At 64.3% G+C, this 25,969-nt stretch carries 26 protein-coding genes; 13 read left to right on the forward strand and 13 right to left on the reverse strand.

What is annotated here, in order from left to right; all coding sequences use genetic code 11:
• Positions 1–32 precede the first annotated feature (32 nt).
• Entirely contained in the window at positions 33–1,088 is a 1,056-nt protein-coding gene (locus tag NLM25_RS36635; protein ID WP_256570791.1) for a LacI family DNA-binding transcriptional regulator, read from the reverse strand.
• A 76-nt stretch (positions 1,089–1,164) separates the two neighbouring features.
• Between NLM25_RS36635 and NLM25_RS36640 the strand changes: the two genes are divergently transcribed.
• From NLM25_RS36640 to NLM25_RS36650, 3 genes are read left to right on the forward strand one after another with little or no spacing between them, the layout of a single operon-like run.
• Entirely contained in the window at positions 1,165–2,505 is a 1,341-nt protein-coding gene (locus tag NLM25_RS36640) for an ABC transporter substrate-binding protein (RefSeq protein WP_254140140.1), read from the forward strand.
• A gap of 7 nt (positions 2,506–2,512) precedes the next feature.
• On the forward strand, positions 2,513–3,361 hold the full coding sequence (locus NLM25_RS36645; RefSeq protein WP_254140141.1) for a carbohydrate ABC transporter permease: 849 nt from the start codon (positions 2,513–2,515) through the stop codon (positions 3,359–3,361).
• Complete coding sequence (locus tag NLM25_RS36650; protein WP_254140142.1) at positions 3,358–4,185, forward strand: carbohydrate ABC transporter permease; 828 nt, start codon at positions 3,358–3,360, stop codon at positions 4,183–4,185. Before NLM25_RS36645 ends, NLM25_RS36650 begins: the two co-directional genes overlap by 4 nt.
• Positions 4,186–4,192: 7 nt before the next feature.
• On the opposite strand, the gene NLM25_RS36655 is transcribed toward NLM25_RS36650, so the two are convergent.
• The 10 genes from NLM25_RS36655 to NLM25_RS36700 form a co-directional block, all read right to left on the reverse strand.
• A complete protein-coding gene (locus NLM25_RS36655; protein WP_254140143.1) occupies positions 4,193–4,972 on the reverse strand; it encodes an SDR family NAD(P)-dependent oxidoreductase in 780 nt (259 codons plus the stop codon).
• A gap of 58 nt (positions 4,973–5,030) precedes the next feature.
• On the reverse strand, positions 5,031–5,621 hold the full coding sequence (locus tag NLM25_RS36660) for a thiamine pyrophosphate-dependent enzyme (protein ID WP_254140144.1): 591 nt from the start codon (positions 5,619–5,621) through the stop codon (positions 5,031–5,033).
• Positions 5,621–6,181: a phosphonopyruvate decarboxylase gene (locus NLM25_RS36665; protein ID WP_375166904.1), complete on the reverse strand. Its 561-nt coding sequence runs from the start codon at positions 6,179–6,181 to the stop codon at positions 5,621–5,623. Before NLM25_RS36665 ends, NLM25_RS36660 begins: the two co-directional genes overlap by 1 nt.
• A gap of 278 nt (positions 6,182–6,459) precedes the next feature.
• Positions 6,460–7,164 (reverse strand): GntR family transcriptional regulator, encoded by a 705-nt coding sequence (locus NLM25_RS36670; RefSeq protein ID WP_254122716.1) that lies wholly within the window; start codon positions 7,162–7,164, stop codon positions 6,460–6,462.
• Positions 7,165–7,273: 109 nt separating this feature from the next.
• Positions 7,274–8,017, reverse strand: coding sequence for an aspartate/glutamate racemase family protein (locus NLM25_RS36675; RefSeq protein WP_254122717.1), 744 nt, complete (start codon positions 8,015–8,017; stop codon positions 7,274–7,276).
• A gap of 9 nt (positions 8,018–8,026) precedes the next feature.
• Positions 8,027–9,292, reverse strand: a complete 1,266-nt coding sequence (locus NLM25_RS36680; protein ID WP_254140145.1) for an FAD-binding oxidoreductase — start codon at positions 9,290–9,292, stop codon at positions 8,027–8,029.
• A gap of 3 nt (positions 9,293–9,295) precedes the next feature.
• Positions 9,296–10,957 (reverse strand): thiamine pyrophosphate-binding protein, encoded by a 1,662-nt coding sequence (locus NLM25_RS36685; RefSeq protein WP_254140146.1) that lies wholly within the window; start codon positions 10,955–10,957, stop codon positions 9,296–9,298.
• Positions 10,954–12,180 (reverse strand): pyridoxal phosphate-dependent aminotransferase, encoded by a 1,227-nt coding sequence (locus NLM25_RS36690; protein WP_254140147.1) that lies wholly within the window; start codon positions 12,178–12,180, stop codon positions 10,954–10,956. The genes NLM25_RS36685 and NLM25_RS36690 overlap by 4 nt, the downstream gene beginning before the upstream one ends.
• 10 nt (positions 12,181–12,190) lie before the next feature.
• Positions 12,191–12,544 carry a RidA family protein gene (locus NLM25_RS36695; protein WP_028160714.1) on the reverse strand — a complete coding sequence of 118 codons (354 nt, stop codon included), beginning with the start codon at positions 12,542–12,544 and terminating at the stop codon, positions 12,191–12,193.
• A gap of 16 nt (positions 12,545–12,560) precedes the next feature.
• Positions 12,561–13,478 (reverse strand): NAD(P)-dependent oxidoreductase, encoded by a 918-nt coding sequence (locus NLM25_RS36700; protein ID WP_254140148.1) that lies wholly within the window; start codon positions 13,476–13,478, stop codon positions 12,561–12,563.
• A 237-nt stretch (positions 13,479–13,715) separates the two neighbouring features.
• Here NLM25_RS36700 and NLM25_RS36705 point away from each other — a divergent pair, with 237 nt between their 5' ends.
• From NLM25_RS36705 to NLM25_RS36745, 9 genes are all read left to right on the forward strand, one after another.
• Positions 13,716–14,552, forward strand: coding sequence for a transporter substrate-binding domain-containing protein (locus NLM25_RS36705; RefSeq protein ID WP_254122725.1), 837 nt, complete (start codon positions 13,716–13,718; stop codon positions 14,550–14,552).
• Between the two features lie 3 nt (positions 14,553–14,555).
• Entirely contained in the window at positions 14,556–15,218 is a 663-nt protein-coding gene (locus NLM25_RS36710; protein WP_254140149.1) for an amino acid ABC transporter permease, read from the forward strand.
• Positions 15,215–15,985 (forward strand): amino acid ABC transporter ATP-binding protein, encoded by a 771-nt coding sequence (locus NLM25_RS36715; RefSeq protein WP_254140150.1) that lies wholly within the window; start codon positions 15,215–15,217, stop codon positions 15,983–15,985. Before NLM25_RS36710 ends, NLM25_RS36715 begins: the two co-directional genes overlap by 4 nt.
• 40 nt (positions 15,986–16,025) lie before the next feature.
• Complete coding sequence (locus NLM25_RS36720; RefSeq protein WP_254140151.1) at positions 16,026–16,754, forward strand: aspartate/glutamate racemase family protein; 729 nt, start codon at positions 16,026–16,028, stop codon at positions 16,752–16,754.
• Positions 16,755–16,920: 166 nt separating this feature from the next.
• Complete coding sequence (locus tag NLM25_RS36725; protein ID WP_254122730.1) at positions 16,921–17,349, forward strand: universal stress protein; 429 nt, start codon at positions 16,921–16,923, stop codon at positions 17,347–17,349.
• Positions 17,350–17,426: 77 nt separating this feature from the next.
• Positions 17,427–17,879, forward strand: coding sequence for a universal stress protein (locus tag NLM25_RS36730; RefSeq protein WP_254140152.1), 453 nt, complete (start codon positions 17,427–17,429; stop codon positions 17,877–17,879).
• 291 nt (positions 17,880–18,170) lie between these two features.
• Positions 18,171–18,632: a (2Fe-2S)-binding protein gene (locus NLM25_RS36735; protein WP_254122734.1), complete on the forward strand. Its 462-nt coding sequence runs from the start codon at positions 18,171–18,173 to the stop codon at positions 18,630–18,632.
• Position 18,633: 1 nt separating this feature from the next.
• The gene (locus tag NLM25_RS36740) at positions 18,634–20,886 is read left to right on the forward strand and encodes a xanthine dehydrogenase family protein molybdopterin-binding subunit (RefSeq protein ID WP_254140153.1); all 2,253 of its coding nucleotides are present in this window, start codon (positions 18,634–18,636) and stop codon (positions 20,884–20,886) included.
• Between the two features lie 8 nt (positions 20,887–20,894).
• Positions 20,895–21,527 (forward strand): hypothetical protein, encoded by a 633-nt coding sequence (locus NLM25_RS36745; RefSeq protein WP_254122738.1) that lies wholly within the window; start codon positions 20,895–20,897, stop codon positions 21,525–21,527.
• Positions 21,528–21,535: 8 nt separating this feature from the next.
• Here NLM25_RS36745 and NLM25_RS36750 read toward each other — a convergent pair whose 3' ends face one another.
• Positions 21,536–22,282 (reverse strand): metallophosphoesterase, encoded by a 747-nt coding sequence (locus tag NLM25_RS36750; protein WP_254140154.1) that lies wholly within the window; start codon positions 22,280–22,282, stop codon positions 21,536–21,538.
• Between the two features lie 247 nt (positions 22,283–22,529).
• Between NLM25_RS36750 and NLM25_RS36755 the strand changes: the two genes are divergently transcribed.
• Positions 22,530–24,227 (forward strand): GMC family oxidoreductase, encoded by a 1,698-nt coding sequence (locus NLM25_RS36755; RefSeq protein ID WP_254140155.1) that lies wholly within the window; start codon positions 22,530–22,532, stop codon positions 24,225–24,227.
• A 67-nt stretch (positions 24,228–24,294) separates the two neighbouring features.
• Here NLM25_RS36755 and NLM25_RS36760 read toward each other — a convergent pair whose 3' ends face one another.
• A complete protein-coding gene (locus NLM25_RS36760; protein WP_254140156.1) occupies positions 24,295–25,959 on the reverse strand; it encodes a carboxylesterase/lipase family protein in 1,665 nt (554 codons plus the stop codon).
• Between the last annotated feature and the right edge of the window lie 10 nt (positions 25,960–25,969).

The raw sequence follows: 25,969 nt of genomic DNA on the forward strand, positions 1-25,969 counted from the left end.
TGTTCACTCCCACGTTCAATTGCTTCGCCCGGTCAAACCGACGAGCGTTTCATGATCTCGAATTTCAGCTCGTGGCTCTTGCCCGGCGATCCCAGCCCGCCTGGCAGTAGCCGCTTCACCAGCGTCTTCGCCGCGAGCGCGCCGAGGTCGAACTCCGGCTGCCGCACCGTGGTGAGGCCGAGCAGTTTTGCGACCGGAATGTCGTCGAAGCCGGCGACCGCGATGTCCCCGGGAATCGAGAGCCCGGCGCTGCGCGCCGCTTCCATCGCACCGAGCGCCAGCACGTCGCTCGCGCCGAACACCGCGGTCGGCCGCTCGCCCTTGCGTTCGAGCAAACGCTTCATCGCGCGCGCCCCGGATTCTTCCGAATAGGCGCTGTCGGTGATGAAATCGGGCGACAACCCCGCCTCGCGCATCACCGTGCCATAGCCCTGCGCGCGGCGGTGGCTCGGGCCGAACTCGGCCTGGATCATCGCGATACGCCGGTGCCCGCGCGCGATCAGAAGCCGCGTCATCTCGGCCGCGGCTTCCGCGTTGTCGATATAGACGCTGTCGATCGCGAGCGGTCCGTCTGGCTTGTGCTGGCTCTCCAGCCGCACCAGCGGAATGCCCTTGCTGGCCAGCACCGCAAGCTGCGGCGCGCGCAGATGAAAAAACGTCGCGACCACCCCATCGGCCCGCCCCTGCAGCAGCCAGTCGATCGCGCGCGCCTCGCCTTCCGGCCGGCCGTCGGTGTCGTAGATCAGCACGTCATAGCCGGCGGGCGCCGCGACCGTCTGCAAGCCGCGCACGAGGCCGGGATAGAACGGGTTGGTGATGTCGGGAATGACGCAGGCGAAGGTCATGGTCCGCGCGCTGCGCAGCATGCGCGCCGGATGGTTCGGCCGATAGCCCAGCTCCTGCGCGACTTCGAGGATGCGCGTGCGCGTCGCCGGCGGGACGGAGGGCGTCTCCGCCTTGTTCAGGACGAGCGACACCGCGGCCTGCGAAACACCTGCCGCGAGTGCAATATCCTTCTGCGTGGGGCGGGACAGCGCAACTTTGTCGCGCCCTTTCCCCCGCTTCGTCCTCGTTGTTGACGTCGCCATTTGGCTTAGTTATACGTATTACTAAAGCAAAATCAACAATCGTCACAGCTATTCGAGGAAACCGAGGTTTCATCCCATGACCATGACCCGACGCCAGCTTGTTGCCTCCATCCCTGCCGCAGCCCTTGCGGCCGGCCTGCCGCGCGGCGCCACTGCCCAGGACGGACGCAAGGTCGTGACGTTCTGGTTCGGCCAGGCGAATTCGGACGGCCAGGCCGCGCTGCGCAACGATCTGGTCGAGGCCTTCAACGCCTCGCAGGACAAGTATCTGCTCCAGCTCGAGGTGAAGGGTGCGGCAGTCAACAACCTGCTGAAGGTTGCCCTCGTCGCCGGCAACGGCCCCGACATCGTGCAGACCGCAGGGCCCGCTTATCTCACCGCGATCGCGAATGCCGGCCAGGTGCTGCCGCTCGACGATTTCGCCGAGAAGTACAAGTGGAAGGACCGCTTCCTCGCGCCCCTGCTCAACACCAGCGTCTATGGCGGCAAACTCTACGCGCTGCCGCGCGACTACGAGTCGATGCATCTCTTCTACAACAAGGAGCTGTTCAAGCAGAACGGCTGGAAGCTGCCGACCAACCGCAAGGAGATGGAAGAGGTCGCCGACGCCGCACTGGCCAAGGGCATCATCCCCTTCGGCGCCGGCAATGCCGACTGGAAGGGCGTCAACGAGTGGCTGATGACGGTGTTCTTCAACAACGTCGCCGGCCCCGACAACGTCCGCAAGGCGCTCGCAGGCGAGCTTCCCTGGACCGCGCCGCCCTTCGTCGAAGCGGTCGAGCTGTCGAAGGCCTGGTACAACAAGGGCTATTTCGGCAAGAACTACTTCTCGCTGACGATCGAGCAGAGCTTCCTGCAGGTCGTGAACAGCAAGGCGGCGATGGCGTTCAGCGGCACCTGGTCGTTCGGCACCAAGTCCTACGGCATGTCGAAGCCCGACACGGTGATGGACGTGATGCCGACGCCGACGCTCGGCTCCGCCTTCTCGGGATCGCTGGTGCACCTGGCCTGCGGCGCGACGCTGTCGATCGCGAAGACCTCGCAGAACGCCGAAGGCGCGGCCGCCGTGTTCGAGTTCATGCTGACCCGCAAGTTCTACGAGACCATGAACCGCGACTGGCCCGGCAAATGGGCGCTGCCGGTCAAGGACCTGCCGCCGGACATGCTGCAGGGCATCGGCTATCCGCTGTTCGAGAAGACCATCGCGAATTTGCACGAGGCTTTCAGCAAGGGGCAGTACGGCTTCACGACGTGGACGTTCTGGCCGGGCGCGACCAACTCCTATCTGATCGAGGGCATCGAGCAGGTCTGGCTCAACAAGATCACGCCGGATGCATATCTCACCCGCATGCAGACACTGTTCAGCCAGGAAGCCAAGGAAGGCAAGGTTCCGCCGCTGCCGCCGCGGACGGCCTGATCCCACAATGTGGCTGTTCGCGCTCCCGGCGCTGCTGATCAATATCTGCATCATCCTGGTGCCCGCCGTGCTGACATTCACGGCGGCGTTCTTCATCTGGGATGGTGTGGGCACGCCGATGTGGGCGGGACTGGCCAATTTCCAGAACATGGTCGCCGATCCCGTGTTCTGGTCCGCTCTGACCAACAACTTTATCTGGACCGCGATCTTCCTCACCGTGCCGGTGTGCCTCGCGCTCGTGATGGCGGCAGCGCTGCTGATGGCGCCGAAGGCGCGCATCGTGGTGCAGTCCATCATCTTCCTGCCGCGCATCATCGCCGTCGCCGTCACCGGCCGCATCTTCCAGGGCATGATCTTCAGCCCTGCCACAGGCATCGTCGCCTGGCTCAACGAGCACGGCTTTTCGATCTCAGATCCCCTCGCTGATCCTGATCGTTCGCTCTATGCGGTCGCGGCCGTCGACATCTGGCACTGGTGGGGTTTTCTCGCGGTCGTGTTCCTGTCGGCGATGCGGCAGATCTCCGTCGACCAGATCGAGGCGGCGCGGCTCGACGGCGCCGGCTTCTTCGCGCTGTTCCGCCATGTGCTGATTCCGGGCATTCGTCCGACGCTGACGCTCATGCTCATTCTCACCGTGATCTGGTCGTTCCAGGTGTTCGAGTTCATCTTCATCGTCACCCGCGGCGGCCCGGCCTATGGCAGCGAGGTGTTGGCCACCTTCGCCTATCGACACGCCTTCTTCGAGGGCGATGTCGGGCAGGCGGCAGCAGCGGCCTGTGTCATGAGCCTGTTCGGCCTGTGCGCGACCGCCGTCTATCTCTGGCTCCAGATCACCGACGACGCGCAATCGACATGATCGGGGATCGCTGGAGCAGGACGTTTGCCCTGGGGCTGATTGGCGTCGCGTCGTTCAGCTCGCTGCTGCCGATCGTGCTCGCCGTCATGAACGCGCTGAAGACGACGGTCGAGATCGGCAGCAATCCGCTGGCGCTGCCGACCCAGCTTCACTGGGAAAACTTCTCCTCCGCATGGCGCAACGCCCAGCTCGGGCCGAGCCTGTTGCACAGCGCCGAGATCGCGATCCTCACCATCGTGATGGTCTGTGTCACCGCGACGCCCTGTGCCTATGTGCTGGCGCGGCAGAAGGGCAAGTTCTGGCGCTTCATCACCTTCTACTTCATGGCCACGATCACCGTGCCCGTGCAGCTCTATCTCTATCCGCTGTATTTCATCTTCGCCAAGCTGGGCCTGGTCAATTCGATCCCCGCGGTGGCGTTGATCTACACCGCGATGTTCTCGCCCTTCGCAATCTTCCTGTTGCGCACCTATGCGCTCGCCATTCCCGTCGCGCTGGAGGAAGCCGCCCAGGTCGACGGCGCAAAGCCGTGGCAGACGTTCTTTTACGTGATCCTGCCGATGATGCGGCCGGGATTGCTCACGGTGGCGATCATCGTCGGGCTGAATGCCTGGAACGAGTTCGTCATCGCGGTGACGTTCCTGCAGAACGACAGCAACGTCACCGCGATCGTGCGCTTCTACAATCTCACCGGCCAGTACTCGACCGACTGGGGCGAGATGCTCGCCGCCGCCGTCACCATCGTGTTACCGATCGTCGTGATCTTCGTGCTGCTGCAGCGCCAGTTCATTGACGGCATGACTTCGGGCGCGGTGAAGTCGTAACGCCGCGCTACTTCTCCTTCACCGGCACCGTGTAGTTCAGGATCAGCCGCCCGCCATCGGGATAGATCGTCTGCCCCGTGATATAGGACGCATCATCACTCGCAAGGAACGCCACGACGGACGCAACCTCGCTCGGCTCGCCGCCGCGGCCTATCGGCGTGCGCGACAGCACGGTCTTGCGCGCGTCCTCGGAGGTGTAGATGGATGACGCCACCATGTCGGTCAGGATCGTCCCCGGGCCAACCGCGACGACGCGGATATTGTGCGGGGCGAGCGCGACGGCGGCGACAGAAGTCAGCTGCTTCATGCCGCCCTTGGACATCGCGTAGGTCGCCAGCGACGGGATCGCCAGCAGTGCGTTCACCGAGGACATGTTGATGATGACCCCGCCGCCGCCTTGCGCGATCATCTGCTTCGCCGCTGCCTGCACGCCGAAGAACGCACCCTTCAGGTTGATGGCGATGACGTCGTCGAATTCCTCTTCGGAAATCTCCAGGATGTCCCGGTTGCGGGCGACGCCGGCATTGTTGACCATGATGTCGAGCCGGCCGAACTCGCGGACCGCGGTCGCCACCGCGCGATCGACATCCGCGCGCCGTGCGACGTGGCACGGTACGGCGTACAGCTCCTTGGGCCTGCCCAGCTCGTTGACCGTCTTCTCGAGCTCATCCGTATCGACGTCCGAGATGACCACCTTGACGCCGTCGTCGAGGAAACGCTTTGCGCAGGCCTTGCCGATACCGCGCGCCGCACCGGTGATGACGGCGACCTTGCCGGATAGTTTCATGGGTCTCACTCCAGAATAAGCTGCTTGCGGCAGGCCGGTCCGGAGCGAGAACTCCGGATCAGGCCGCCGCAAAACCGAGATGAGCACGGAACCGGTTCTTGATAAAGACGGCATCGCGCGAGGGCAGTGAACGCGGCGGATTTTCCGCCAAAACCTTGATGACAAAAAGCCGCGGACCATCGGACGGCCCGGCGATCTCGGCGGCGAGGCGCTGCACCTCCTCCAGCGTCCGCACGGTTGCGGTCGCAGCAAAACCGCAGGCGGCGGCGATTGCCGTGAGATCGACGCCGCGGCCGGTGTGGCTGGCCTGCATCCCGGTCTCGCCAAAATGCTGGTTGTCGATCACGACGATGTCGAGATTGCGCGGACGCGCGACGCCGATGGTGGCGATGCCGCCGAGGCCCATCAGCTGCTCGCCGTCGCCGGTCAAGGCAAGGACCCGCTTGCCCGGCTGGGCCTGCGCGAGCCCGAGCCCGATCAGCGCGGCACCACCCATCGCGCCCCAGAGATAGAAATTGCCGTCGTGATCCCCGACGGAATGCAGGTCGTAGGTGGGCGAGCCGAGGCCGGAGACCACCAGGGTATCCTTGCGGTCCTTCAGGAGCGCGGCGACAGCGGCGCGACGATCGAGTTGAGCTTGCATTGGCATCACCACTTCTTCTTGCCGATCAGGCGTTGCCCGATCAGGACCGCGATCTGCTGGTCTGAGTCGTAGGCGAGCGACGCCGCCGATTCGACGGTCTCGACCAGGTCCTCCGGCGTCTCGGCGCGTATCACTTTCAGACCGATCGCCTCCAGCGAAGGCTGCGTCGCCCGGCTCATCGGCACCTGCCACGGATTGAACTCGGCCCATTCGCCGCGCATCGTCACCAGCATCAGAAGCGGAAAGCGGCCGATCGCCGAGAGCGACAGCATGTTGATGCAATTGCCGACCCCGCTCGACTGCATCAGCAGCACGCTGCGCTGGCCGCCGAGCCAGGCGCCCGCGGCGATGGCGATGCCCTCCTCTTCCGTCGTCAGCACGTTGGTGGTGACGTCGCGGTCGGCCGAGAACAAGCGGATGAGCTGGCTGTGGCCGGCATCAGGCACGTAGGACATCTGCCTGACGTCGGCGGCTTTCAGGACGCGATAGAGCTCGGACGGCCAGTCGTCGCTGCTGCGCGCTTCGGGACTAGTTTGAGGGCTGTGCACCGCGGGTCTCCGTGACATTCGGGCGGCACGCTAGCGATGTTCGCGCGCGAAAGCTCTGACCGTATGGCACGATCAGGTATCGAAGGATTGTATAGCTGCGGGACGCGAGCGCTGCGCATGGCTGTGCCCTCTCCCCTTGCGGGAGAGGCAGCACCGAAGGTTGATACGGACTCACCAGGGTGAGGGGTATCTCTCCGCACACTCCGTACGCGCGGAGAGATACCCCTCATCCGGCGCTTCGCGCCACCTTCTCCCGCAAGGGGAGAAGGGAGGGCACCGTCTTTGCAGCAGGCTGATTAGTTCGCCGCAGACCTCGCCGCCGCCGGCATATAGATCTGCGCGTAGCCTTCCTTGATCGCGGAGGTGATGCGATCCAGGCGGCGGTCGATGTGCTTCTCCAGCACCGAGACGCAAGCCTCCTCGTCGCGCGCCTTGAGGCCTTCGACGACGGCGCGGTGCTCTGCCTGCGTATTGGAGCGGTTGATGCTGTCCATGTCGATCCAGCGCACGAAGCGGATGCGGGCATTGACGTTGCGCAGCACGCGCAACATCTCGGCATTGTTCGACATGCCCATCAGCCGTTCGTGAAAGGTCTCGTCCAGCTCGACGAGCTCCACCGAAGATCGCTGGCCGGGATCGGGGCCGGTGGCTTCGAGGAATTTCAGGAGCGCGTCGATGTCCTCGTCCTTCGCACGCTTGATGGCGAGGCGGATCGAGGCGACCTCGATCGACTTGCGCAGCTCGTAGAGATCGAAGATTTCGTGCGCGTCGAGCTCGCGGCAGAAAAAGCCCTTGCCCGGCGTGAAGCGCAGGAAGCCTTCGGTGTTGAGACGATTGAGCGCTTCGCGCAGCGGCGTGCGGCTGACGCCGAGGCGCTTGGCCAGCTCGCCTTCGTTGAGCCGTTCGCCCGGCTTGAACTCATAGCTCACGGCCATCGCCTTGAGCTGTTCATAGACGCGATCGACGATACTATCGGAGGCCAGTTCCACGTTGCTCATCATCAGCTGCATTCATGCCCGAACACAGCCCAATATACCGGGGCTGTGTGGACGATTGCAATGCAAACAGCTGCTTAGCACAGCTTGTTCAGAGCTTTGCGACAGCCGGACTTCAGGCGAACGCGCGCGGACGCAACCCAGCATGAAACCAAGTGATCATGGAATAGATATCGTACACCGGCAAGCCGACCTCGGCCTGCAAGGCTGCCGCATAAGGCGGCATGTTGGTGCATTCGAGCACGATGGCGCCGACATCGGGGTTTTTCGCGACGAGCTGCTTGCCCGCCTCGACCACATCGCGCTCGGCTTGCGCCACGTCCATGTCGTCCTTCTCGGCCTTGATCAGGACGCGGAAAAATTCCTTGCCGTGCTCGGTGCCGACCAAAGGCGTATCGAGCGGCACGCCGGCGCCTTCGAGATGGGCCGGCGTCAAGGTCGAGCCTGACACGGTGACAAGGCCGACGCGCTTGCCGGGCGGCAAGGTCGCCTGCACCCACGGCACCTGCATCAGCGATGAGGTTGCCACCGGCACGCCGACGGCGGCTGCGATCTCCTTCTGGAATAGCGAGAGGAAGCCGCAATTGGTGGTGATGGCTTCGGCACCGAGCCTCACCAGGTCCTTGGCCGCATCGATGAAATCGGGCAGCAGGCCGGCCGCACCCTTCAGCACCACTTTCTCCGGCGAAGCGCCGCTCACCACGCGATAGAGCACGGGGAATGGCCAGGTCGTGCCATTGCCCATGTCGCCGGGAATGCGGGGAAAGCGCGCTTCCAGCATCAAGATGCCCAGCGGCGCACCGTAGATGGCCTTGCCGCCACGGGCGATGCGGGAGGATGAGTTGGCTGAAGTGGTCATGGTGCGATCTCAGAGGAAGCGAGTGGGCGCGAACGGTGCGAGCGGAATTTCCGGCTGCTTGCCGCTCAGGAGCTGGGCGACGAGACGGCCGGTGCGGGCCGAGCCGACCAGGCCGACATGGCCGTGGCCAAAGGCATAGACGATGTCGCGCGAGGCGCGCGCGTGGCCGATACAGGGAAGACCATCCGGCATGCTCGGCCGATGCCCGAACCACGTTTTTATGCGCGACGTCGGGATGTCTTTCGGCAGCTTGGGGAACATGCTGAGGAGGTTGTTGCGCAAAATCTCGGCGCGCTTCCAGTTCGGCGCAGCCTCGAGGCCGGCGATCTCGACCGTGCCGGCAGCGCGCAGCCCCTTGTCGGTCCAGTTCACGACCATGCTGACGTCGGACGCCATCATCGAGCTGCGCGGCCCCGATTCCGGGTTCTCGATCATGACGTGATAGCCGCGCTCGGTCTCGAGCGGCAGGGGATCGCCGACCGATGCGGTGAGCTGCCTGGACCGCGCACCGGCGGCGATCACAGCAGCATCGCAAGCAATCTCACCGGTCTCGGTGAGAACGGCAACGAGCTTATTGCCGGAAAGCTTGAGACCGGTTGCCCTGGCACGAACGAGCTTGGCACCGCTCGCAAGCGCATGCTGGGCAAGCGCCGCGACGTAAGCGCCGGGATCGCGGCAGCGGCCGGCCTCCTCGACCACCACGCCAAAGGTGTAGCGCGGATGGAGATCCGGCTCGCGCTGACGCATCTCATCGGCGCTGAGCTCCAGCCATTCGACGCCGACCTTCTTGCGCAGACGCCAGCCGAGATTGTTGTCGAAATTGCCGCGCGACGGGAACACGTGCATCACGCCGTTGCGTTCGACCAATTCGGGCACGCCCGCTTCTTCCGCGAGCTTCCTGTGCAGCAGCGGCGCGTCCTTCAACAGATCACGCAAAGCAAAGGCGGTCTTCTCGACCCGCGCCTCGGTCCAGCCCGCGAGCAAATATTTGATCAACCAGGGCAGTGCCTTCGGCAAGTAAGACCAGCGGATCGCGAGCGGGCCGAGCGGGTCCATCAGATAACCCGGCACCTTCTTCCAGATGCCCGGCTCGGCCGGCGGGATCACCGAATGCGATGAGAGCCAGCCGGCATTGCCGTAGCTCGCCGCCTGCTCGCCACCGGGCTCGCCCGCGTCGATCAGCGTGACGCGATGACCCTCGCGCAGCGCTTCGATGGCGCTGATCACGCCGACCGCGCCGGCTCCGATGATGGCGACGTGGCGGCCTTCCGACATCGGCTACGCCTTCACCGCCGGCGTGAAATCCTTGCCGACCGAGATCGCGCGCGGATCAATGATGCAATGGAGGATCGACGGCTTGCCCGAGGCCAGTGCGCGCTCGAAGGCCGGCGCGAACTCCTCGGTGCGCTCGACGCGCTCGCCATGGCCACCGAACGCCTTCGCGTACATCGCGAAATCAGGGTTCTTGAGCTGGGTACCGACGACGCGACCGGGATAGTCGCGCTCCTGGTGCATACGGATGGTGCCGTACTGCGAATTGTCGACGACGATGACCACCAGCGGCGCGTCGTATTGCACGGCCGTCGCGAATTCCTGGCCGTTCATCAGGAAGCAGCCGTCACCGGCAAACGCGACGACGACACGATCCGGAAACTGTCGCTTGGCGAGCACGGCAGCCGGCACACCATAGCCCATCGAACCCGAGGTCGGTGCGAGCTGGGCGGCGAAGCTGTGGAAGCGGTGATGACGATGGATCCAGCCGGCATAGTTGCCGGCGCCGTTGCAGACGATCGCGTCCTTCGGCAGGCGGTCGCGCAGCCAGGTCATGACCTGGCCGTACTGGAACGCGCCCGGCAGCTCGCGCGCCTTGTCGGTCCAGGCGAGATAATCGGCATGCGCCTTGGCGGCCTCGCCCTTCCAGGCAACGGTGCCGGCGGGCTTCAGCGTCTCGACGGCGGCGGCGAACGCGGCGGGCGTCGCCTGGATCGCCAGCGCCGGCTGATAGACGCGGCCGAGCTCCTCGGAGCCAGGATGCACGTGGATTAGCTTCTGCTGCGGGGTCGGAATGTCGAGCAGCGTGTAGGACGACGACGGCATCTCCGACATGCGGCCGCCGATGAGCAGAATGACGTCGGCGTTATCGATGCGCGCCTTCAGGCCCGGGCTCGGCCCGATGCCGAGGTCGCCGGCATAATGCGAATGGTCGGCGTCGATCAGCGACGCCCGGCGAAACGAGGTCGCGACCGGCAGGTCGAAGCGCTCGGCGAAACGCGCGATGCTCTTGGTGGCTTCATCGCTCCAGCGCGAGCCGCCGAGGATGACGAGCGGCGCCTTGGCGCTCGCGAGCATCGCTCCGACGCGCTCGAGATCTGACGGCGCCGGCCAGCTCACCGCCGGCTCGATACGCATGGCGTCCGCAACGGCGGCGGTCTCGGTCAGCATGTTCTCCGGCAGCGAGATCACCACGGGGCCCGGACGGCCCTGCATCGCGACGCGGAAGGCACGCGCGACCAGCTCCGGAATGCGGTCGGGACGGTCGATCTCGACGGCCCATTTCGCCATGGTGCCGAACACCGCCTTGTAGTCGAGCTCCTGGAACGCCTCGCGCTCGCGCATGCCGGTATCGACCTGGCCGACGAACAGGATCATCGGGGTCGAGTCCTGCATCGCGATGTGGACGCCATGGCTGGCATTGGTGGCGCCGGGGCCGCGGGTGACGAAGCAGATTCCGGGGCGGCCGGTGAGCTTGCCATAGGCCTCCGCCATCATCGCGGCGCCGCCTTCGGCGCGGCAGATCACGACGTCGATCGGGCTGTCATGCAGCGCGTCGAGCGCCGCGAGGTAGCTCTCGCCCGGCACGCAGGTGACGCGGTCGACGCCTTGAGCGACCAGCTGGTCGATCAGGATCTGGCCCCCGGTGCGGGTGTTGCGAATGGTCATGACAGCTCCCTGCAGGCTTTGGCGATGCGCATCATGGCCTCGCGCAAGTTTTGTTCCGAGGTGGCGTAGGACAGCCGGAAATAAGGTGCAAGGCCGAAACAGCTGCCCGGCACCACGGCCACGTCATGCCTCTCCAGCAGATAGCGGCAGAACGCAGCATCGCTGTCGATGATGGTCCCATCTGGCGTGCGGCGGCCGATCAGGCCGGCACAGCTGGCATAGGTGTAGAACGCGCCTTCCGGCCGGCGGCAGGTGACGCCGTCGATGGCGTTGAGCGCATCGACCACGATGTCGCGGCGGCGCTGGAACGCGACGCGGCGCTCGATCAGCACATCCTGCGGCCCGGTCAGCGCGGCAATCGCGGCGGCCTGGCTCACCGAGGACGGGTTGGTCGTGCTCTGGCTCTGCACCACCGCCATCGCCGCGATCAGCTCGCGCGGCCCGCCGCCATAGCCGACGCGCCATCCGGTCATGGCATAGGCCTTGGAGACGCCGTTGACGGTCAGCGTGCGCGATTTCAGGCTCGGCTCCAGCGCGGCGGCCGTGACGAACGGCATGCCGTCATAGGTCAGGTGCTCGTAGATGTCGTCGGCCATCAGCCAGACATGCGGATGGCGCTTGAGCACGTCCAGGATCGGGCGCAGCTGCGCCGCCGAATAGGCAGCGCCGGTCGGATTGGACGGCGAGTTCAGCAGCAGCCAGCGCGTCCTGGGTGTGATCGCGCGTTCGAGGTCGGCCGCGTCCAGACGAAAGCCATTGTCCTCGCGGCAGAGCACGTCGACCGGCGTGCCGTCGGCAATGCGCACCATATCGGCATAACTGGTCCAGTAGGGCGCTGCGAGGATGACCTCGTCGCCGGGGCTCAAGGTCGCCATGAAGGCGTTGTGGATCACCTGCTTGGCGCCGGCGCCGGCGGTGATCTCATCAGTGGCATAGACGAGATCGTTCTCGCGGCGGAATTTCTCTGATATCGCCGCCTTCAATTCCACCGTGCCGTCGAGGATGGTGTATTTGGTCTGCCCAGTGCGGATGGCGCGCTCGGCGGCGTCCTTGGCATGATCTGGCGTGTCGAAGTCGGGCTCGCCGGCGCCCAGCACGATCACCGGCCGCCCCTCGCGCTTCAGCCGCTGTGCGACCGCCCCGATCTTGAGGATCTCGGAGACGCCGATCGCGCCGATGCGCTGGGCGGGACGGAAGGTCGATGCGGGTGCCCTGACAGTCACGGCAGAGCCCTCAACTGCGCGCGGCGATCGCGATCACTTCGATGCGGAAGGCGGGATCGGCGAGCTCGACCTTGCCACAGGCGCGGGTCGGCGTATTGCCGGGCACGACCCAGGCATCATAGACCGCGTTCATGGCGTCGAAGTCGTCCATGGTCTTGAGCCAGACCTGCACGCTGAGCAGGCGCGACTTGTCGGTGCCGGCGCGCGCCAGCATGTCATCGACCTTGGCCAAGGCCTCTTTTGTCTGCTGGGTGATGTCGGCGGTCTTGGTGTCCGCGACTTGCCCTGCGAGGAAGACGAGATCGCCGAACACGGAGGCGCGGCTGCGGCGGGCGTTCTGGTCGATGCGGGTGATATCCGACATGGGATGTCCTTATTCCTTACTTGCCGGTGGCGATGATGCGGCGGCAGTGATCGAGCGCCGCGCCAATGAGGTTGTCGCTCGCCTCGGGCGTGCGGAACGCCGAATGCGCCGACAGCGTCACGTTCGGCAGCTTTGTCACGGGATGACCTGCGGGCAGCGGCTCGACAGTGAAGACGTCGAGGCCGGCGTGGGCGATGTGGCCCGAACGGAGCGCATCGAGCATCGCGTCCTCGTCGACGACCGCGCCCCGCGCGGTGTTGATCAGAATGCTGCCGGGACGCATCTGGGCGATGCGCTCGCGCGACAGAAAACCCTTGGTCTCGTCGTTGAGCAGAAGATGCAGCGAGATGACGTGGCTCTCGGCCAGCAGCTTCTCCAGCGACACGAACTCGACGCCCGGATGCGACTTCGGCGTCCTGTTCCAGGCGATCACCTTCATGCCGCAGCCCGCCGCCATGCGCGCGGCTTCCGCGGCGATGCCGCCGAAGCCGATCAGGCCGAGCGTCTTGCCGGTGAGCTGCATCGCGTCGCGGCGCAGCCAATTGCCCTCGCGCATGCCGCGGTCCATCTCGCCGAAGTTGCGCGCGGAGGCCCACATCAGCGCGATCGCGCATTCGGCCACGGCCGTATCGCCATAACCCTTGATGGTGTGGACGGAGATGCCGCGCTCGCCAAGCTCTTCCGGATTCATGTAGCTGCGCGCGCCGGTGCCGAGGAAGACGACATGCTTCAGCGCCTTGCACTTCTCGGCAATCGCGGTCGGCACGGCCGTGTGGTCGACGATCATGATCTCGGCATCGCCGAGCAGGCCGGGCAGATCGTCAGGCTTGATCGAGGGATTGCGATTGATGCTGACCGGCAGCTTCTGCGAGGCCAGCAGCTTGTCGGTCACCGCCGCCAGGGTGTCGTTCGCATCGACGAATAGGGCGCGCACAGGCCTCTCCTTCAGCTCACTTCCATATTGCGTTCAGTCTTGTATTCAGACTTGAATGCGATTTGCAATCCCTGGCTATCAGGAATTTTGCGCAATCCTGCCAAGATATTCGGCTGATTTCTGCCTTGCCGCCCAAATGGCCAGCAAATCGAAATACCGTATTGCATTTTATCCTGAATACAGAAATAGTCCAGCGGCCGGAGACGATCCGACCCAAATTCCAGGGAGACAGAGACCATGAATCGCAGGGACGCTCTCACCAAAGTCGCGCTCGCGGGCGCAGCGATTGCCGCCGTGAGCAGCTCGGCCAAGGCCGACGCGCCGGCCTCCACGCTCGACCGCATCAAGAAGAATGGCGTGCTCCGCGTCGCCGTCATCGTCGGACAGGAGCCCTACTTCCATAAGGACCTCGCCACCAACGAATGGTCGGGCGCCTGCATCGAGATGGCCAAGGACATCGCCGGCAAGCTCGGCGCCAAGCTCGAGACGCTGGAATCGACCTGGGGCAACCAGATCCTCGACCTCCAGGCCGACAAGGTCGACCTCGCCTTCGCCGTGAACCCGACGCCGGAACGCGCGCTGGTGATCGACTTCTCGACGCCGATCCTGGTGCACTCCTTCACCGTCATCACCAAGAAGGGCTTCGCCAAGCCGCAGACCTGGGCCGAGCTCAACAAGCCCGAGGTCAAGATCGCCGTCGACATCGGTTCGACCCACGAGACGATCGCGCGCCGCTACTGCCCGAAGGCAACCATCCTCGGTTTCAAGAACCGCGACGAGGCGATCCTGGCGGTCGCGACGGGACGCGCCGATTGCAACGTCTCGCTGGCGGTGCTCTCGGTCTCGACGCTGAAGAAGAATCCGAACCTCGGCGATCTCGCGATCCCGCGCCCGCTGCTGACGCTGCCGACCAATATGGGCATCCGCGCCGAGAGCGATCGCCGCTACAAGGATTTCCTCAGCGCCTGGGCCGACTACAACCGCTCGATGGGCCAGACCCGCGAATGGATGTTGAAGGGTTTCGAAGCGGTCGGCCTCACCGCCGACGATCTCCCGAGCGAAGTGCAGTTCTGATCGATGTACGTCTGGGACTTCGCGGCGCTGAAGCCGTATTGGGGCCTGATCTGGCAAGGGCTCCTGGTCACACTGTTCTACACGGTGACCACGGTGGTCGCGGGTCTCGTGATCGGACTGTTCGTCGGCATCCTCAGGACGACGGCACCGCGCTGGGTCACGGTGCCGCTGCGTTTCTATATCGAGGTGTTCCGCTGCACGCCGCTGCTGGTGCAGCTGATCTGGGTCTATTACGCCCTGCCCGTCCTGATCGGCGTCGACATGTCGCCGGCGATGGCGTGCTTCATCGCGCTGTCGCTCTACGCCGGCTCGTTCTATGCGGAAATCTTCCGCGGCGGCATCGAGGCCGTTGACACCGGCCAGTGGGAAGCCGGCCGCGCCATCGGCATGCGCCGCGGCAGGATCTTCCGCCGCATCGTGCTGCCGCAGGCGACCCAGGTGATGATCCCCTCCTTCATCAACCAGACCATCATGCAGCTCAAGAACACCTCGCTGGTGTCGGTGGTTGCGGTCGGCGACCTGCTTTACCAGGGCACCGTGATCACCGCGTCGAGCTACAAGCCGCTCGAAGTCTACACCACGATCGCCGTGCTCTATTTCGTCGTGCTGTTCCCGCTGACGCTGGTCGCGGACCGGGTCGAGCTGAAGATGGGAGCGCATCGATGAACGCGAACCGCGCGACGCTGGTCGCGAGCAACATCCACAAGGCATTCGGCGATCACGAGGTGCTCAAGGGCGTCTCGCTCTCGGTCGCGCGCGGCGAGGTCGTCACCCTGATCGGTGCCTCCGGCTCCGGCAAGTCCACCTTCCTGCGCTGCCTGAACCTGCTCGAAATGCCGCAGCAGGGCGAGCTCGCGATCGGCACGCATACATTCGCCTTTGGCAAGGGCATGCGCGCCGCGGGCGATGCCCAGCTCGCGCTGCTCCGCCGCAGCGTCGGCATGGTGTTCCAGCATTTTAATCTGTTCCCGCACATGTCGGTGCTCGCCAACGTCACCGAGGGCCCGGTGCAGGTGAAGGGCATGGCGCAGGCAGAAGCCAACGCGCTCGGCCGCGACCTGCTCGCAAAAGTCGGCCTCGCCGACAAGGCCGATGCGTTTCCGAGCCGCCTGTCCGGCGGCCAGAAGCAGCGCGTCGCCATCGCCCGTGCGCTCGCGATGAAGCCCGACGTGATGCTGTTCGACGAGCCGACCTCCGCGCTCGACCCCGAGCTCGTCGGCGAGGTGCTCTCCGTGATCCGCAGCCTGGCTGCCGAAGGCATGACCATGGTGCTGGTCACGCACGAGATGGCCTTCGCCGCCGACGTCTCCACCCGCGTCGGCTTCATGAACGACGGCATCATGGCAGAGATCGGCACACCGGAAGAAACCATCCGCCAGCCACGCAGCGAGCGGCTGAAGGCATTCTTGAGCCGGTTTCACGAGACGCACTAAACTGCCGGCCACGACCATCCCGAATCGGGAGAGAGACCTGATGAAACTCCGTGGCGGCTTCACGAACTACGGCGAGACGATCGGCATCCTGATGCTCGACACGAAGTTTCCGCGTCCGCGCGGCGACATCGGCAATGCGCTCTCCTATGATTTTCCCGTGCGCTACAAGATCGTGCGCGGTGCGCACGCGACCAAGATCATGGGCGATCACCCCGACCCGGCCCTGCTCGATCCGTTCATCGCGGCGGCGCGCGAGCTGGAGTCCGAGGGCGTCAAGGCGATCACGACAAGCTGCGGTTTCCTCGCCCCATTCCAGAAGCAGCTCGCCGCTGCGGTGAACATCCCGGTCTTCACCTCGAGCCTGATCCAGGCCCCGCTGATCCACGCCATGCTGCCGCCGGGCAAGGTCATCGGCGTCTTCACCGAGCGCGGCCATCACATGAATGACGGCCATTTCCGCGGCGTCGGCTGGTCGCAGGACGACATCCCCGTCCAGGTCCAGGGCATGAAGCCCGATGCGCAATTCCCGGCCACCTACATTCTCGGGCGGGAGGAACTGGACACCGACGTGCTGCGCGCCGAGATGATCGAGATGACGGAAGCTTTCATGGCGTCCTGCAAAAATCCCGGCGCGATCCTGTTCGAGTGCACCAACATGTGCCCGTTCTCGCGGGACGTCGCCGAGGTCTCGAACCTGCCGGTGTTCGACATCAACACCCTGATCAACTTCTTCTATCGCGCGGCCCATCCGGTGCCGTTCCTGAGCTGAGCACGACCTCGGTCCAGACCCGCGCGGTACGGAACTTGTTGAAGGTCCGGGCTGGGCCGACTGTCTACATCTGTGTAGATTGATTTATCTCAAGACTACATCCGAAAGGCGAGCCCAGCTTACCTATGCAAGGCAGCGATACGTCCAGACAATCGGGAGGTAAAGCATGTACCGGCATATTCTCATTCCGACAGACGGGTCTGAGCTAGCAGAGCGTGGAGTAGCGCAGGGGTTGGCGCTGGCGAAATCCCTTGGAGCCACGGCAACCATCATCTTCGTTGTGGAACCATTCTCTGAAGTGTCGAGCCGGTTCCTTGAGGCCGTCGTAGCCTATGTCGAGTTCCGCAAGCAGCAGGCCACGAGCGTGCTCGATAGTACGGCAAATGCAGCCAGGACGGCCGGAGTCTCGTGCCAGACGCTTCAAGTGGAGAGCGGGCAACCCCATCAAGCCATCATCGCTGCCGCCGCAGATAAGGGATGCGATCTCATCGTCATGTCGTCGCACGGGCGCAGCGGAGTTGCCGCGCTTCTCATCGGTAGCGTGACGAGCAAGGTGCTGACGCACGCGAAGATACCCGTGCTGGTCTGTCCATGAACATCCAGGCCCGCGTTTGAGGCCAAATCAGCGCACCGCGAAATAGAGACCTTGTCGTCGAGAAAGGGAGCTCGCAAATGTACGCCCATATTCTCTTGAGCACGGATGGATCGGATGTCGCGCGGCACGGCCTCGAGCATGGAATTGCATTGGCCAAGGCACTGAAGGCCAAAGTGACGGTCATCGCCGTAACGGAACCGCTGCCGATCGACTACGGAAGCGGACATGCCTCTGGCTGGATACCCTCCCAGCAGGAAATTGATGCCTTCGACGCGGCCTCCAAACAGCGTGCGGACAAATTCCTCGGTGAAGCGCGCGCCATGGCGGAGCAGGCCGGAATATCTGCAAAGCTCTTACATGTTCCAAATGCGCACCCGGCCACCACGATTATCGCAACGGCAAAGTCCGCAGGTTGCGACTTGATCGTCATGGGCTCACATGGGCGTCGGGGTCTCAAGAAGCTATTCCTCGGGAGTCAAACATCGGAGGTCCTGGCGGACGGAAGCGTGCCGGTGCTGGTCGTCCACTGATCCCGGGAAACACCGACGTTGCTGCCTGACACGCAGGCATGACGGAGCATGAGGTCGCGAGGTCTACCCTGCTTCAAGCCGATAGCCTCGATCGACACTGATCGCTCTGAAGGCGCGGCAAAAACCCACACCATAGTCTTCGTGCGAATTTGCAAATGCCGCGGGCGCGCCGTTTGACAGCGCCGGCGGTTGAGCGGCACGCTGAACGTGCCGGCTAAAAGTTCGACGACGCTCGCTGGAGCGTGCTTGTTCGACCTCACGTCCCGCAAGGACGCGCGAAAGGATACCGATATGATCGAGCTCACGGTCAATGGGATCAAGCGCGAGGTCGACGTTGTTCCCGAGATGCCCCTGCTCTGGGTGCTCCGCGACGAGCTCGGTATCACCAGTCCGAAATACGGGTGCGGGGTCGCGCAATGCGGCGCCTGCACCGTGCAGATCGACGGAGCGGCGGTGCGATCCTGTCAGGCGCGCATCGGTGATCTCGCCGGCAGGGCCGTCGTCACGCTCGAAGGGCTGGACAATCGAGACCAGCACCCGGTGCTCCAGGCCTGGATCGAACATCAGGTCCCGCAGTGCGGCTACTGCCAGACCGGCCAGATCATGCAGGCCATTTCGCTGCTTGGATTGATCGAGAAGCCGACGGACGAGGACATCAACGAGGTGATGTCGGGTAATCTCTGCCGCTGCGGGACCTATCCCCGCATCCGCACCGCGATCCATGCGGCCGCTGCAAAGATGGCGGAGAAGTGAAATGGGCGAGATCCAAAGGCTGTCCCGCCGCGCTTTCGTTTTCGGCTCCGCCGCCATCGCCGGCGGCATCGCATTCGGCGCCTTTGGCGATGCCGCGCAAGCCGCGACGGCCAGCGACAATCCTCTGGCCGTCGGACTTGGGCCTGACGCCGTGACCTTCAATCCCTGGGTCGAGATCAGTCCCGAAAAAATCACGCTCATCGCGCAGCACGCCGATATCGGCCAGGGCGTCGGCTCGGTGCAGCCGATCATGATCGCCGAAGAGATGGACCTCGATCCCGGCCAGTTCGAGATGCGCTTCGCAGGGCCGAGCCCCGCCTACTTCAACACCGGCTTCGCAGACGAGTTCGCGCCGTTCGTGGCCGCGGACCAGAGTCCGGCCGCCGAGGAAGCGCGCGCCGCCACGCTCGAATGGCTGAGGAAGGCCGGCCTGCAAATGACGGGCGGGTCGAGCACGATCCCCGACACCTATGAAAAGCTTCGCGTTGCCGGCGCAGTCGCGCGCGAGACGCTGAAGGCGGCCGCCGCCAAACGATCGGGCGTTGCTGTGACCGACCTCCGCACCCAATCCGGCCATGTGATCCTGCCCGACGGGAAGAAAATTGCCTATGTCGAGCTTGCGGCGGAAGCTTCAAGGATTCCGCCGGTGCTCGACGCGAAGCCGCGCGACCCGTCGAAATGGCGCATGCTGGGCAAGCCGATGACGCGGCTCGACGTTCGCGCCAAGGTCATGGGCGAGCTGAAATTCGGCATCGATATGAAGATGGACGGCATGCTCTACGCCTCCGTCAAGCTGAACCCCAACAAGGGGCAGCCGCTGAAATCGTACGACGCGAGCAAGGCGCAGGCGATGCCGGGGGTCAAGAAGATCCTCGAAATCAAGAACGGCGTCGCGGTGATCGCGACGAACAGCTGGTACGCGATCAAGGCGGCCGACGCCATCACATGCGAATGGGCGCCCTCGGTGTATCCTGCCGAGCAGGCCGACCATTGGAAGGTTCTGGAATCCTCGTTCAAGCCGGAATTTCTCGGCAAGGAGTGGCGGAAGATCGGCGATATCGAAGCTGGCCTGAAGACCGGCAAACTCGTCGAGGCCGAGTATCGCGCACCCTACGTGGCGCATCAGCCGCTCGAGCCGCTGAACGGCATCGGCCTCGTCACCGACAAGGGGATGGAGATCTGGGTCAGCCATCAGAGCCCCCGCTTCGTGCAGTCCGTCGCGGCGACCGCAATCGGTCTCGCGCCGGAACAGGTCACCTTCCACAATCAGTGGGCTGGTGGAAGTTTTGGTCACCGTCTCGAGTACGAGAACGTCCGCGTTCTCGCCGAGATCGCAAACCAGATGAAGGGAACACCGATCAAGCTGGTGTTCTCGCGCGAAGAGGATTTCCTCCAGGACATTCCGCGACAGATTGCGATCGCCCGGCATCGCGGCAGCATCGACAACGGCAAGATCGTCGCAGCCGACCTGCAACTGGCTTCGACTGCCCCGCTCAAAGGGCTGCTCGAGCGTTCGGGCACACCCTCGAAGGATCCCGACGGGCAATTGGCCGCCGGCCTGTGGAACGTCTACTACGACATCCCCAATTTCCGGGCGACGAGCTACGAGGCGCAAGGATTATCGCCGAGCACGACTTGGCGGTCGGTCGGCGCCTCGACATCGGGTTTCTTCACCGAGAGCTTCATCGACGAGCTGATCCATGCGGCGGGTCTCGATCCTATGAAGGCGCGCATCGCGATGTGCACCGTGCCGACCTACCGCAAGGTGCTGGAGACGGTCGCAGAGATGTCGGACTGGAAGGGTCCGCTCGGCAACGGCAGGGGCCGCGGCGTGGCGTTCGTTGAGTCCTTCGGCACACCGACAGCCGAGGTCGTCGAGGTCACGAAGACGGAGCGCGGCATCAGGATCGACAAGGTCTGGATCGCGGTCGATGTCGGCAAGGTCGTCGATCCCGTCAACTTCGAGAACCAGGTTCAGGGCGGCGTCATCTGGGGGCTCGGCCACGCCATCAACTGCGAGCTCACTTACGCCAAGGGCGCGGTGCAACAGACCAATTACAATCACCACGAAGCGATGCGGATCTACCAATGTCCCGTCATCGAAGTGCGCGGGCTTGAGAACGACCCCAAGGTGAGAGGTGTTGGAGAGCCGCCCGTTCCGCCGGCCGCGCCCGCACTTGCGAATGCGATCTTCGCGGCGACCGGGCAGCGCATCCGCGAAATGCCCTTCAACAAGTTCATCGATTTCGTGTGAGGCGGGCCATGAAGAGATCTCTGATCGCGCTCGCCCTCGCCGCTTCCGCGATTGCGGGCCTCACCGGACTTGTCGCGGCCAAGGACGAGACCACCAGGGATGCGCTGCCCCCGGGTAGCGTCAGCCGCGCCGAGGGGCTGGAGGCGTGGAAGCGGATCGAGGCCGTGGTGACGCATCCGCGCTGCGCCAACTGCCATGTCGACGCCAGGGCGATCCCGATTTGGACGCCGGCGGGCGAAACCAGGCCGCGCGTGCATGGCATGAACGTCCACGGTGGTGACAGCCGCATCGGGGCCGAGAAGATTGCCTGCTCGACCTGTCACATGACCTCGACGCAGGCGAACGATCCGGCACCATCGCCGCCGCGCGCCGGCATCGACTGGCAGCTCGCCCCGGTCGAGTTCATCTGGTTCGGCAAGAGCGGCGCCGAGATCTGTGCGCAGATGAAGGATCCCAAGCGCAATGGAGGTCGCGACGCCGTTGGTCTCCTGGCGCATTTGCGGCATGACGCATCGTTGAACGGCTTCATCCCGCGCGGATGGGCGCCCGGAGCTGGCCGCACGACGCCACCGGGCACGTTTGAGGATCACGTCAAGGACATGGCAATGTGGGGCGCGGCCGGGCAACCCTGTCCGAACTGACAGCAGGGCTATCTGTCTCCGCCTTGCACCCACCCCGTCGCAATCGCGCTCGCCCAGGTGAGCATTCCCTTGCTGCGCGCCAGTGCGGCCATGGCTGTGGTGTCGTAGGGCACGTAGCGGATTGTCGCTGACCATCCTCCTCCGACGTGCTCCAGAATAGCGTAGCAAGCGTGCGGCGTGCCGACTTCGACCACGTAGGGAACGGGCAATTTCCCGTCATAGCCGGGCAACCCGACGCTGCCGGGATTCACGACCAGCCGGCCATCTCTCAGGCGAACGATTCTCGGAATGTGCGTGTGGGCGCACAGGATGATCTCGGCGTCGATCCCCTCGGCTCCGGCCTCAATAGCGTCAATCCCGCTCGGACGCGCACAGCCGTCGCCGGCGATGTGGTCGAGCCAGAAAGCAGCGTCATCCCTTGGCGATCCATGGCACAGGAAGACCCGTTCCTGGTACGTGAGCGTGGATGGCATGCTGGCCATCCACTCGAAATGCTTGCGCTCGAGCTCACGAAAATCGCTGCGCGCCGAGGTGCCGGCCTGCCGGAGCTCCAGCAGGATTCGATCCTGATCACCTTGTATGGACGGAAAGCCCCGCTCCATCAGCAAATCTGCGGTTCGGGCCGCTTCCAGCGGGCCGCTGACATGATCGCCGAGGTTCACGACCTCGTCGATGCCGAGCGTGGCGATGTCCGCAAGGACGGCTTCAAGTGCAGGTCGATTCCCGTGTACATCCGCGATGGCAGCAAACTTCATGTGACCCTCCCGTTCGAGATGGCCGACGATTCACGCGATGCGGGATAATGCAGGACTGGCGGTTCTCTTTAGCTGCATTTATAGAAGCGCCCGCAAGCTGAGGATCAAATCGGCGCTGACGGAAGAATTACACACTCAAGGTGGCCGGGCAAGCGATGCGAGTTGCGAACTGTCGGACAGTGGCGGCGTGACCTCCAGGCAATAACCCGCTAGGCTCACCGTACAAGAACAAGAGGAAACGCCAATCGTGTACGACTTCATCATCGTGGGCGGCGGCTCGGCGGGGTCCGTGCTGGCCCACCGACTCTCCGCGAAGAGCGCCAACAAGGTCCTGCTGTGCGAAGCCGGACAGGACACACCGCCGGGCAACGAGCCCGCCGAGATCAGGGACAGCTATCCCGGCACAGCCTATTTCGACCCGCGCTTCCACTGGACCGATCTCAAGGTCACGACGCAAATCGTCAGCCACAACAATCCGAACGAAGGGCGTCCGCCCTTGCGGAAATACGAGCAGGCGCGCGTGCTGGGCGGCGGCTCGTCGATCAACGGCCAGATGGCCAATCGCGGCGCACCAACCGACTATGATGAATGGGACGCGCGGGGTGCCGAAGGCTGGCGCTGGAAGGACGTGCTGCCCTACTTCAAGAAGGTCGAGCGCGACCTCGATTTCGACGGGCCGTACCACGGCAAGGACGGCCGAATTCCGGTCCGCAGAATTCCGCGGGAGCACTGGACACGGCATTCGCAGGCATTCGCCGAGGCCTTCCAGCAGGCGGGCCATCAATTCCTGCCCGACCAGAACGGCGAGTTCGTCGACGGCTTCTTCCCGGTGACGCATTCCAACCAGGCCGAGCAACGCGTCTCGGCCGCGATGGGCTATCTCGATCGGGACACGCGCAAGCGCACCAACCTCACGATCTCCACCAACACGCAGGTTCGGGAGTTGCTGTTCGAGGGCACGCAATGCGTCGGCGTGAAGGCTGTGGTCGACGGACGCGAGCAGGAGTTTCGCGGCCGCGAGATCATCCTCTCCAGCGGCGCGATCCACTCGCCGGCGCATCTGTTGCGCGCCGGCATCGGTCCGGTCGGCCACCTCAAGGATATGGGCATTCCCGTCCTGATGGGGCTGGCGGGCGTCGGCCAGCGCCTGATGGATCATCCATCGATCTCGCTGTCGTCCTTTGTCCGCCGTGGCGCACGCATGAACGAGCATACCAGGCGTCACATGCAGCTTGGCCTGCGTTATTCGTCCGGGCTATCAGGCGTACCGAAGGGCGACATGTTCGTCGTCCTGCTCAGCAAATCGGCCTGGCACGCGGTCGGCGAGCAGATCGGCTCGCTGCTGACCTTCGTCAACAAGACCTATTCCGAGACCGGACAGGTCAAGCTTGCCTCGCGCGATCCCGCGGCCGAGCCGATCGTCGAGTTCAATTTGCTGTCCGACCGGCGCGACCTCGATCGCCTGATGAGCGGCTTCCGCAAGATGGCGGCCGTGCAGATGAGCGACGTCGTGAAGACTGTGACGGACAAGCCGTTCCCGGCCGCCTACACCGACAAGGTCCGCAAGATCGGCGTGGTCAATACCAAGAACAAGATCCTGACAAAGATCGCCGCAACCTTGATGGACGGGCCGGCGGCGCTGCGGCACTATCTGATCGACAATTTCGTGGTGGAAGGTTTCACCTTCGATGACGTGATGAACGACGACGAGGCGCTCGAAGCCTTCGTCCGCAAGGCGACCATCGGCGTGTGGCACGCCTCGTGCTCATGCCGCATGGGCCGGGCCGACGATCCGATGGCGGTGGTCGACAATCAGGGCCGCGTCAAGGGCATCCAGGGTCTGCGCGTCGTCGACGCCTCCATCTTCCCGGTGGTGCCTTGCGCCAACACCAATTTCCCGGTGCTGATGTCGGCGGAGAAGATCGCGGCAGCGATGGTGCAGTAAGCGGCAACGTTCGAGACCAGGACTGGATGGCCGGGACAACGAGCCCGGCCATGATGCCAGGGAGGCTTCAGTCCCGCGAGACTCGCGGTGTCGAGGGCGTGACGTTCGCCGGCGTATGGAAGTCGAGGCGCGCGCGGTTCTCCTCGCGCACACCGCTATCGTCGCCGAACTCGACATATTTCTGCGTATCCGCAGCCCACTGAGGCCACGGCGTCGCCGGCGTGCCGGGATTGCCGGTTCGCGCGAATGCGACCAGCGTATCCATCATGCGTTCCGACATTGCGCGATCGAATTCGGTCCAGACCCGCGTGGTACGAAACCTGTTGAAGGCGTCCTGGGTCCCGAACCAATAGGGCACGTCGGACGTGTGGTAGGCGCCGATTTTCTGCGGACTGTCGAAGAACTGCACGTCCTTCGCGAACGGGTGCACGCGAGAGAACATGTACATGTAGAACGGCGCCTTGCCGTTCTTCGTCTGCGCCATGGCCCAGTTGCGCGTGCCGATCTCGACCAGCCCCTCGCGCGCGGCGAGCAGGCCCATCGCCTTGGCCTCTTCGTCAGTCTTCGCCGGATAGAGCGCGAGGAAACGGTCGGCCTGGTCGCCATAGAGCTTTCGCGCAGCCGCGACGTAGCCTTCCAGATTGGCCGCGGTGCGGAGGTCATTAGAACTTTCGTCGCTGGTGAAGCCTGCGACAGTTGCGACGTCGTTCTGCTTCCCGGCAGCAAAGATGTTCGGCACGGTGTCGGGCAGGACGTAGCCGTCGATGTCGGGCGTGACCGCGATCGTTCCGGCGCAGCCGAGCTGGCAATCCTTCTGGATCGCAAGAATCTTGTCGGCCTGGATCAGCCGCATCTCGGCGAGCGAGGACGCGCCGAGCGCCGTCTGCACGTCGAGACCGATCTTCTCGGCGGCCGGCAGCGTCGGGAATTTGAAGCGATTGTCGAACATGCTCAGACTCATCGCGAATCCGCGATGGAACAGGCCCTTCGCCAGTGGGCTCGCTTCCAACGCCGAGACCGACATGGCGCCCGCGGACTGTCCCGTGATGGTGACGCTGTCGGGATCGCCGCCGAACGTCGCAATGTTGCGCTTGATCCATTGCAGGGCCGCGATCTGGTCCATCAGGCCGTAATTGCCGGAGGCATGGTGCGGCGATTCCGCGGTCAATTCGGGATGGGCGAGGTTACCCAGGATACCGACACGGTAGTTGAAGCTGACGAAGATCGTACCTTTCCTGGCAACGTTCTCGCCGTCATACATCGCCATGCCGCTGGAGCCGAGCGTGAAGCCACCGCCATAGATCCAGACCACCACCGGCAGCTTTGCGCCCGCTTTCGCATCCGGGCTCGCCCAGATGTTCAGATAGAGGCAATTCTCACCGGTCGCCTCCTCGCCGAAATAATGATTGAGATTGTGCCGGCGCAGCACCTGGATGCACTCCGGTGCCGGCCGGTCGGCATGATAGACGCCCTTCCAAGCCTCGACCTTCTGCGGTGCGCGCCAGCGCAGGTCGCCGAGCGGTGGCGCAGCATAGGGGATGCCGAAATAGGCCTTCACGCCGGATGGCAGCACCTTGCCGGAGACAGCGCCGCTGTCGATGCTGACGGGATCTTCAGGGATCGGCGTCACGACGATCTGCGCCGGCGCCGGCACGGCCGCCAGCAAAGAGAGGATTGAGGCCATCGCGAGAACCGCGCGCGAGAGCACGCGCCCACTGTCTGAAACGCCCATCTGATCTCCC

This window comes from Bradyrhizobium sp. CCGB01 (assembly GCF_024199795.1).
In the GTDB taxonomy this organism is placed as follows: domain Bacteria; phylum Pseudomonadota; class Alphaproteobacteria; order Rhizobiales; family Xanthobacteraceae; genus Bradyrhizobium.

Bases quoted from the DNA above. Each gene is read 5' to 3' on its own strand.
- NLM25_RS36660 (WP_254140144.1), bottom strand. From the start codon at position 5,621: ATGCCAATGCAAGCTCAACTCGATCGTCGCGCCGCTGTCGCCGCGCTC.
- NLM25_RS36705 (WP_254122725.1), top strand. From the start codon at position 13,716: ATGAATCGCAGGGACGCTCTCACCAAAGTCGCGCTCGCGGGCGCAGCG.
- NLM25_RS36655 (WP_254140143.1), bottom strand. From the start codon at position 4,972: ATGAAACTATCCGGCAAGGTCGCCGTCATCACCGGTGCGGCGCGCGGT.
- NLM25_RS36710 (WP_254140149.1), top strand. From the start codon at position 14,556: ATGTACGTCTGGGACTTCGCGGCGCTGAAGCCGTATTGGGGCCTGATC.
- NLM25_RS36745 (WP_254122738.1), top strand. From the start codon at position 20,895: ATGAAGAGATCTCTGATCGCGCTCGCCCTCGCCGCTTCCGCGATTGCG.
- NLM25_RS36640 (WP_254140140.1), top strand. From the start codon at position 1,165: ATGACCATGACCCGACGCCAGCTTGTTGCCTCCATCCCTGCCGCAGCC.
- NLM25_RS36680 (WP_254140145.1), bottom strand. From the start codon at position 9,292: ATGTCGGAAGGCCGCCACGTCGCCATCATCGGAGCCGGCGCGGTCGGC.
- NLM25_RS36695 (WP_028160714.1), bottom strand. From the start codon at position 12,544: ATGTCGGATATCACCCGCATCGACCAGAACGCCCGCCGCAGCCGCGCC.
- NLM25_RS36650 (WP_254140142.1), top strand. From the start codon at position 3,358: ATGATCGGGGATCGCTGGAGCAGGACGTTTGCCCTGGGGCTGATTGGC.
- NLM25_RS36670 (WP_254122716.1), bottom strand. From the start codon at position 7,164: ATGATGAGCAACGTGGAACTGGCCTCCGATAGTATCGTCGATCGCGTC.
- NLM25_RS36715 (WP_254140150.1), top strand. From the start codon at position 15,215: ATGAACGCGAACCGCGCGACGCTGGTCGCGAGCAACATCCACAAGGCA.
- NLM25_RS36675 (WP_254122717.1), bottom strand. From the start codon at position 8,017: ATGACCACTTCAGCCAACTCATCCTCCCGCATCGCCCGTGGCGGCAAG.
- NLM25_RS36740 (WP_254140153.1), top strand. From the start codon at position 18,634: ATGGGCGAGATCCAAAGGCTGTCCCGCCGCGCTTTCGTTTTCGGCTCC.
- NLM25_RS36725 (WP_254122730.1), top strand. From the start codon at position 16,921: ATGTACCGGCATATTCTCATTCCGACAGACGGGTCTGAGCTAGCAGAG.
- NLM25_RS36750 (WP_254140154.1), bottom strand. From the start codon at position 22,282: ATGAAGTTTGCTGCCATCGCGGATGTACACGGGAATCGACCTGCACTT.
- NLM25_RS36760 (WP_254140156.1), bottom strand. From the start codon at position 25,959: ATGGGCGTTTCAGACAGTGGGCGCGTGCTCTCGCGCGCGGTTCTCGCG.
- NLM25_RS36645 (WP_254140141.1), top strand. From the start codon at position 2,513: ATGTGGCTGTTCGCGCTCCCGGCGCTGCTGATCAATATCTGCATCATC.
- NLM25_RS36635 (WP_256570791.1), bottom strand. From the start codon at position 1,088: ATGGCGACGTCAACAACGAGGACGAAGCGGGGGAAAGGGCGCGACAAA.
- NLM25_RS36720 (WP_254140151.1), top strand. From the start codon at position 16,026: ATGAAACTCCGTGGCGGCTTCACGAACTACGGCGAGACGATCGGCATC.
- NLM25_RS36685 (WP_254140146.1), bottom strand. From the start codon at position 10,957: ATGACCATTCGCAACACCCGCACCGGGGGCCAGATCCTGATCGACCAG.
- NLM25_RS36665 (WP_375166904.1), bottom strand. From the start codon at position 6,181: ATGTCACGGAGACCCGCGGTGCACAGCCCTCAAACTAGTCCCGAAGCG.
- NLM25_RS36735 (WP_254122734.1), top strand. From the start codon at position 18,171: ATGATCGAGCTCACGGTCAATGGGATCAAGCGCGAGGTCGACGTTGTT.
- NLM25_RS36730 (WP_254140152.1), top strand. From the start codon at position 17,427: ATGTACGCCCATATTCTCTTGAGCACGGATGGATCGGATGTCGCGCGG.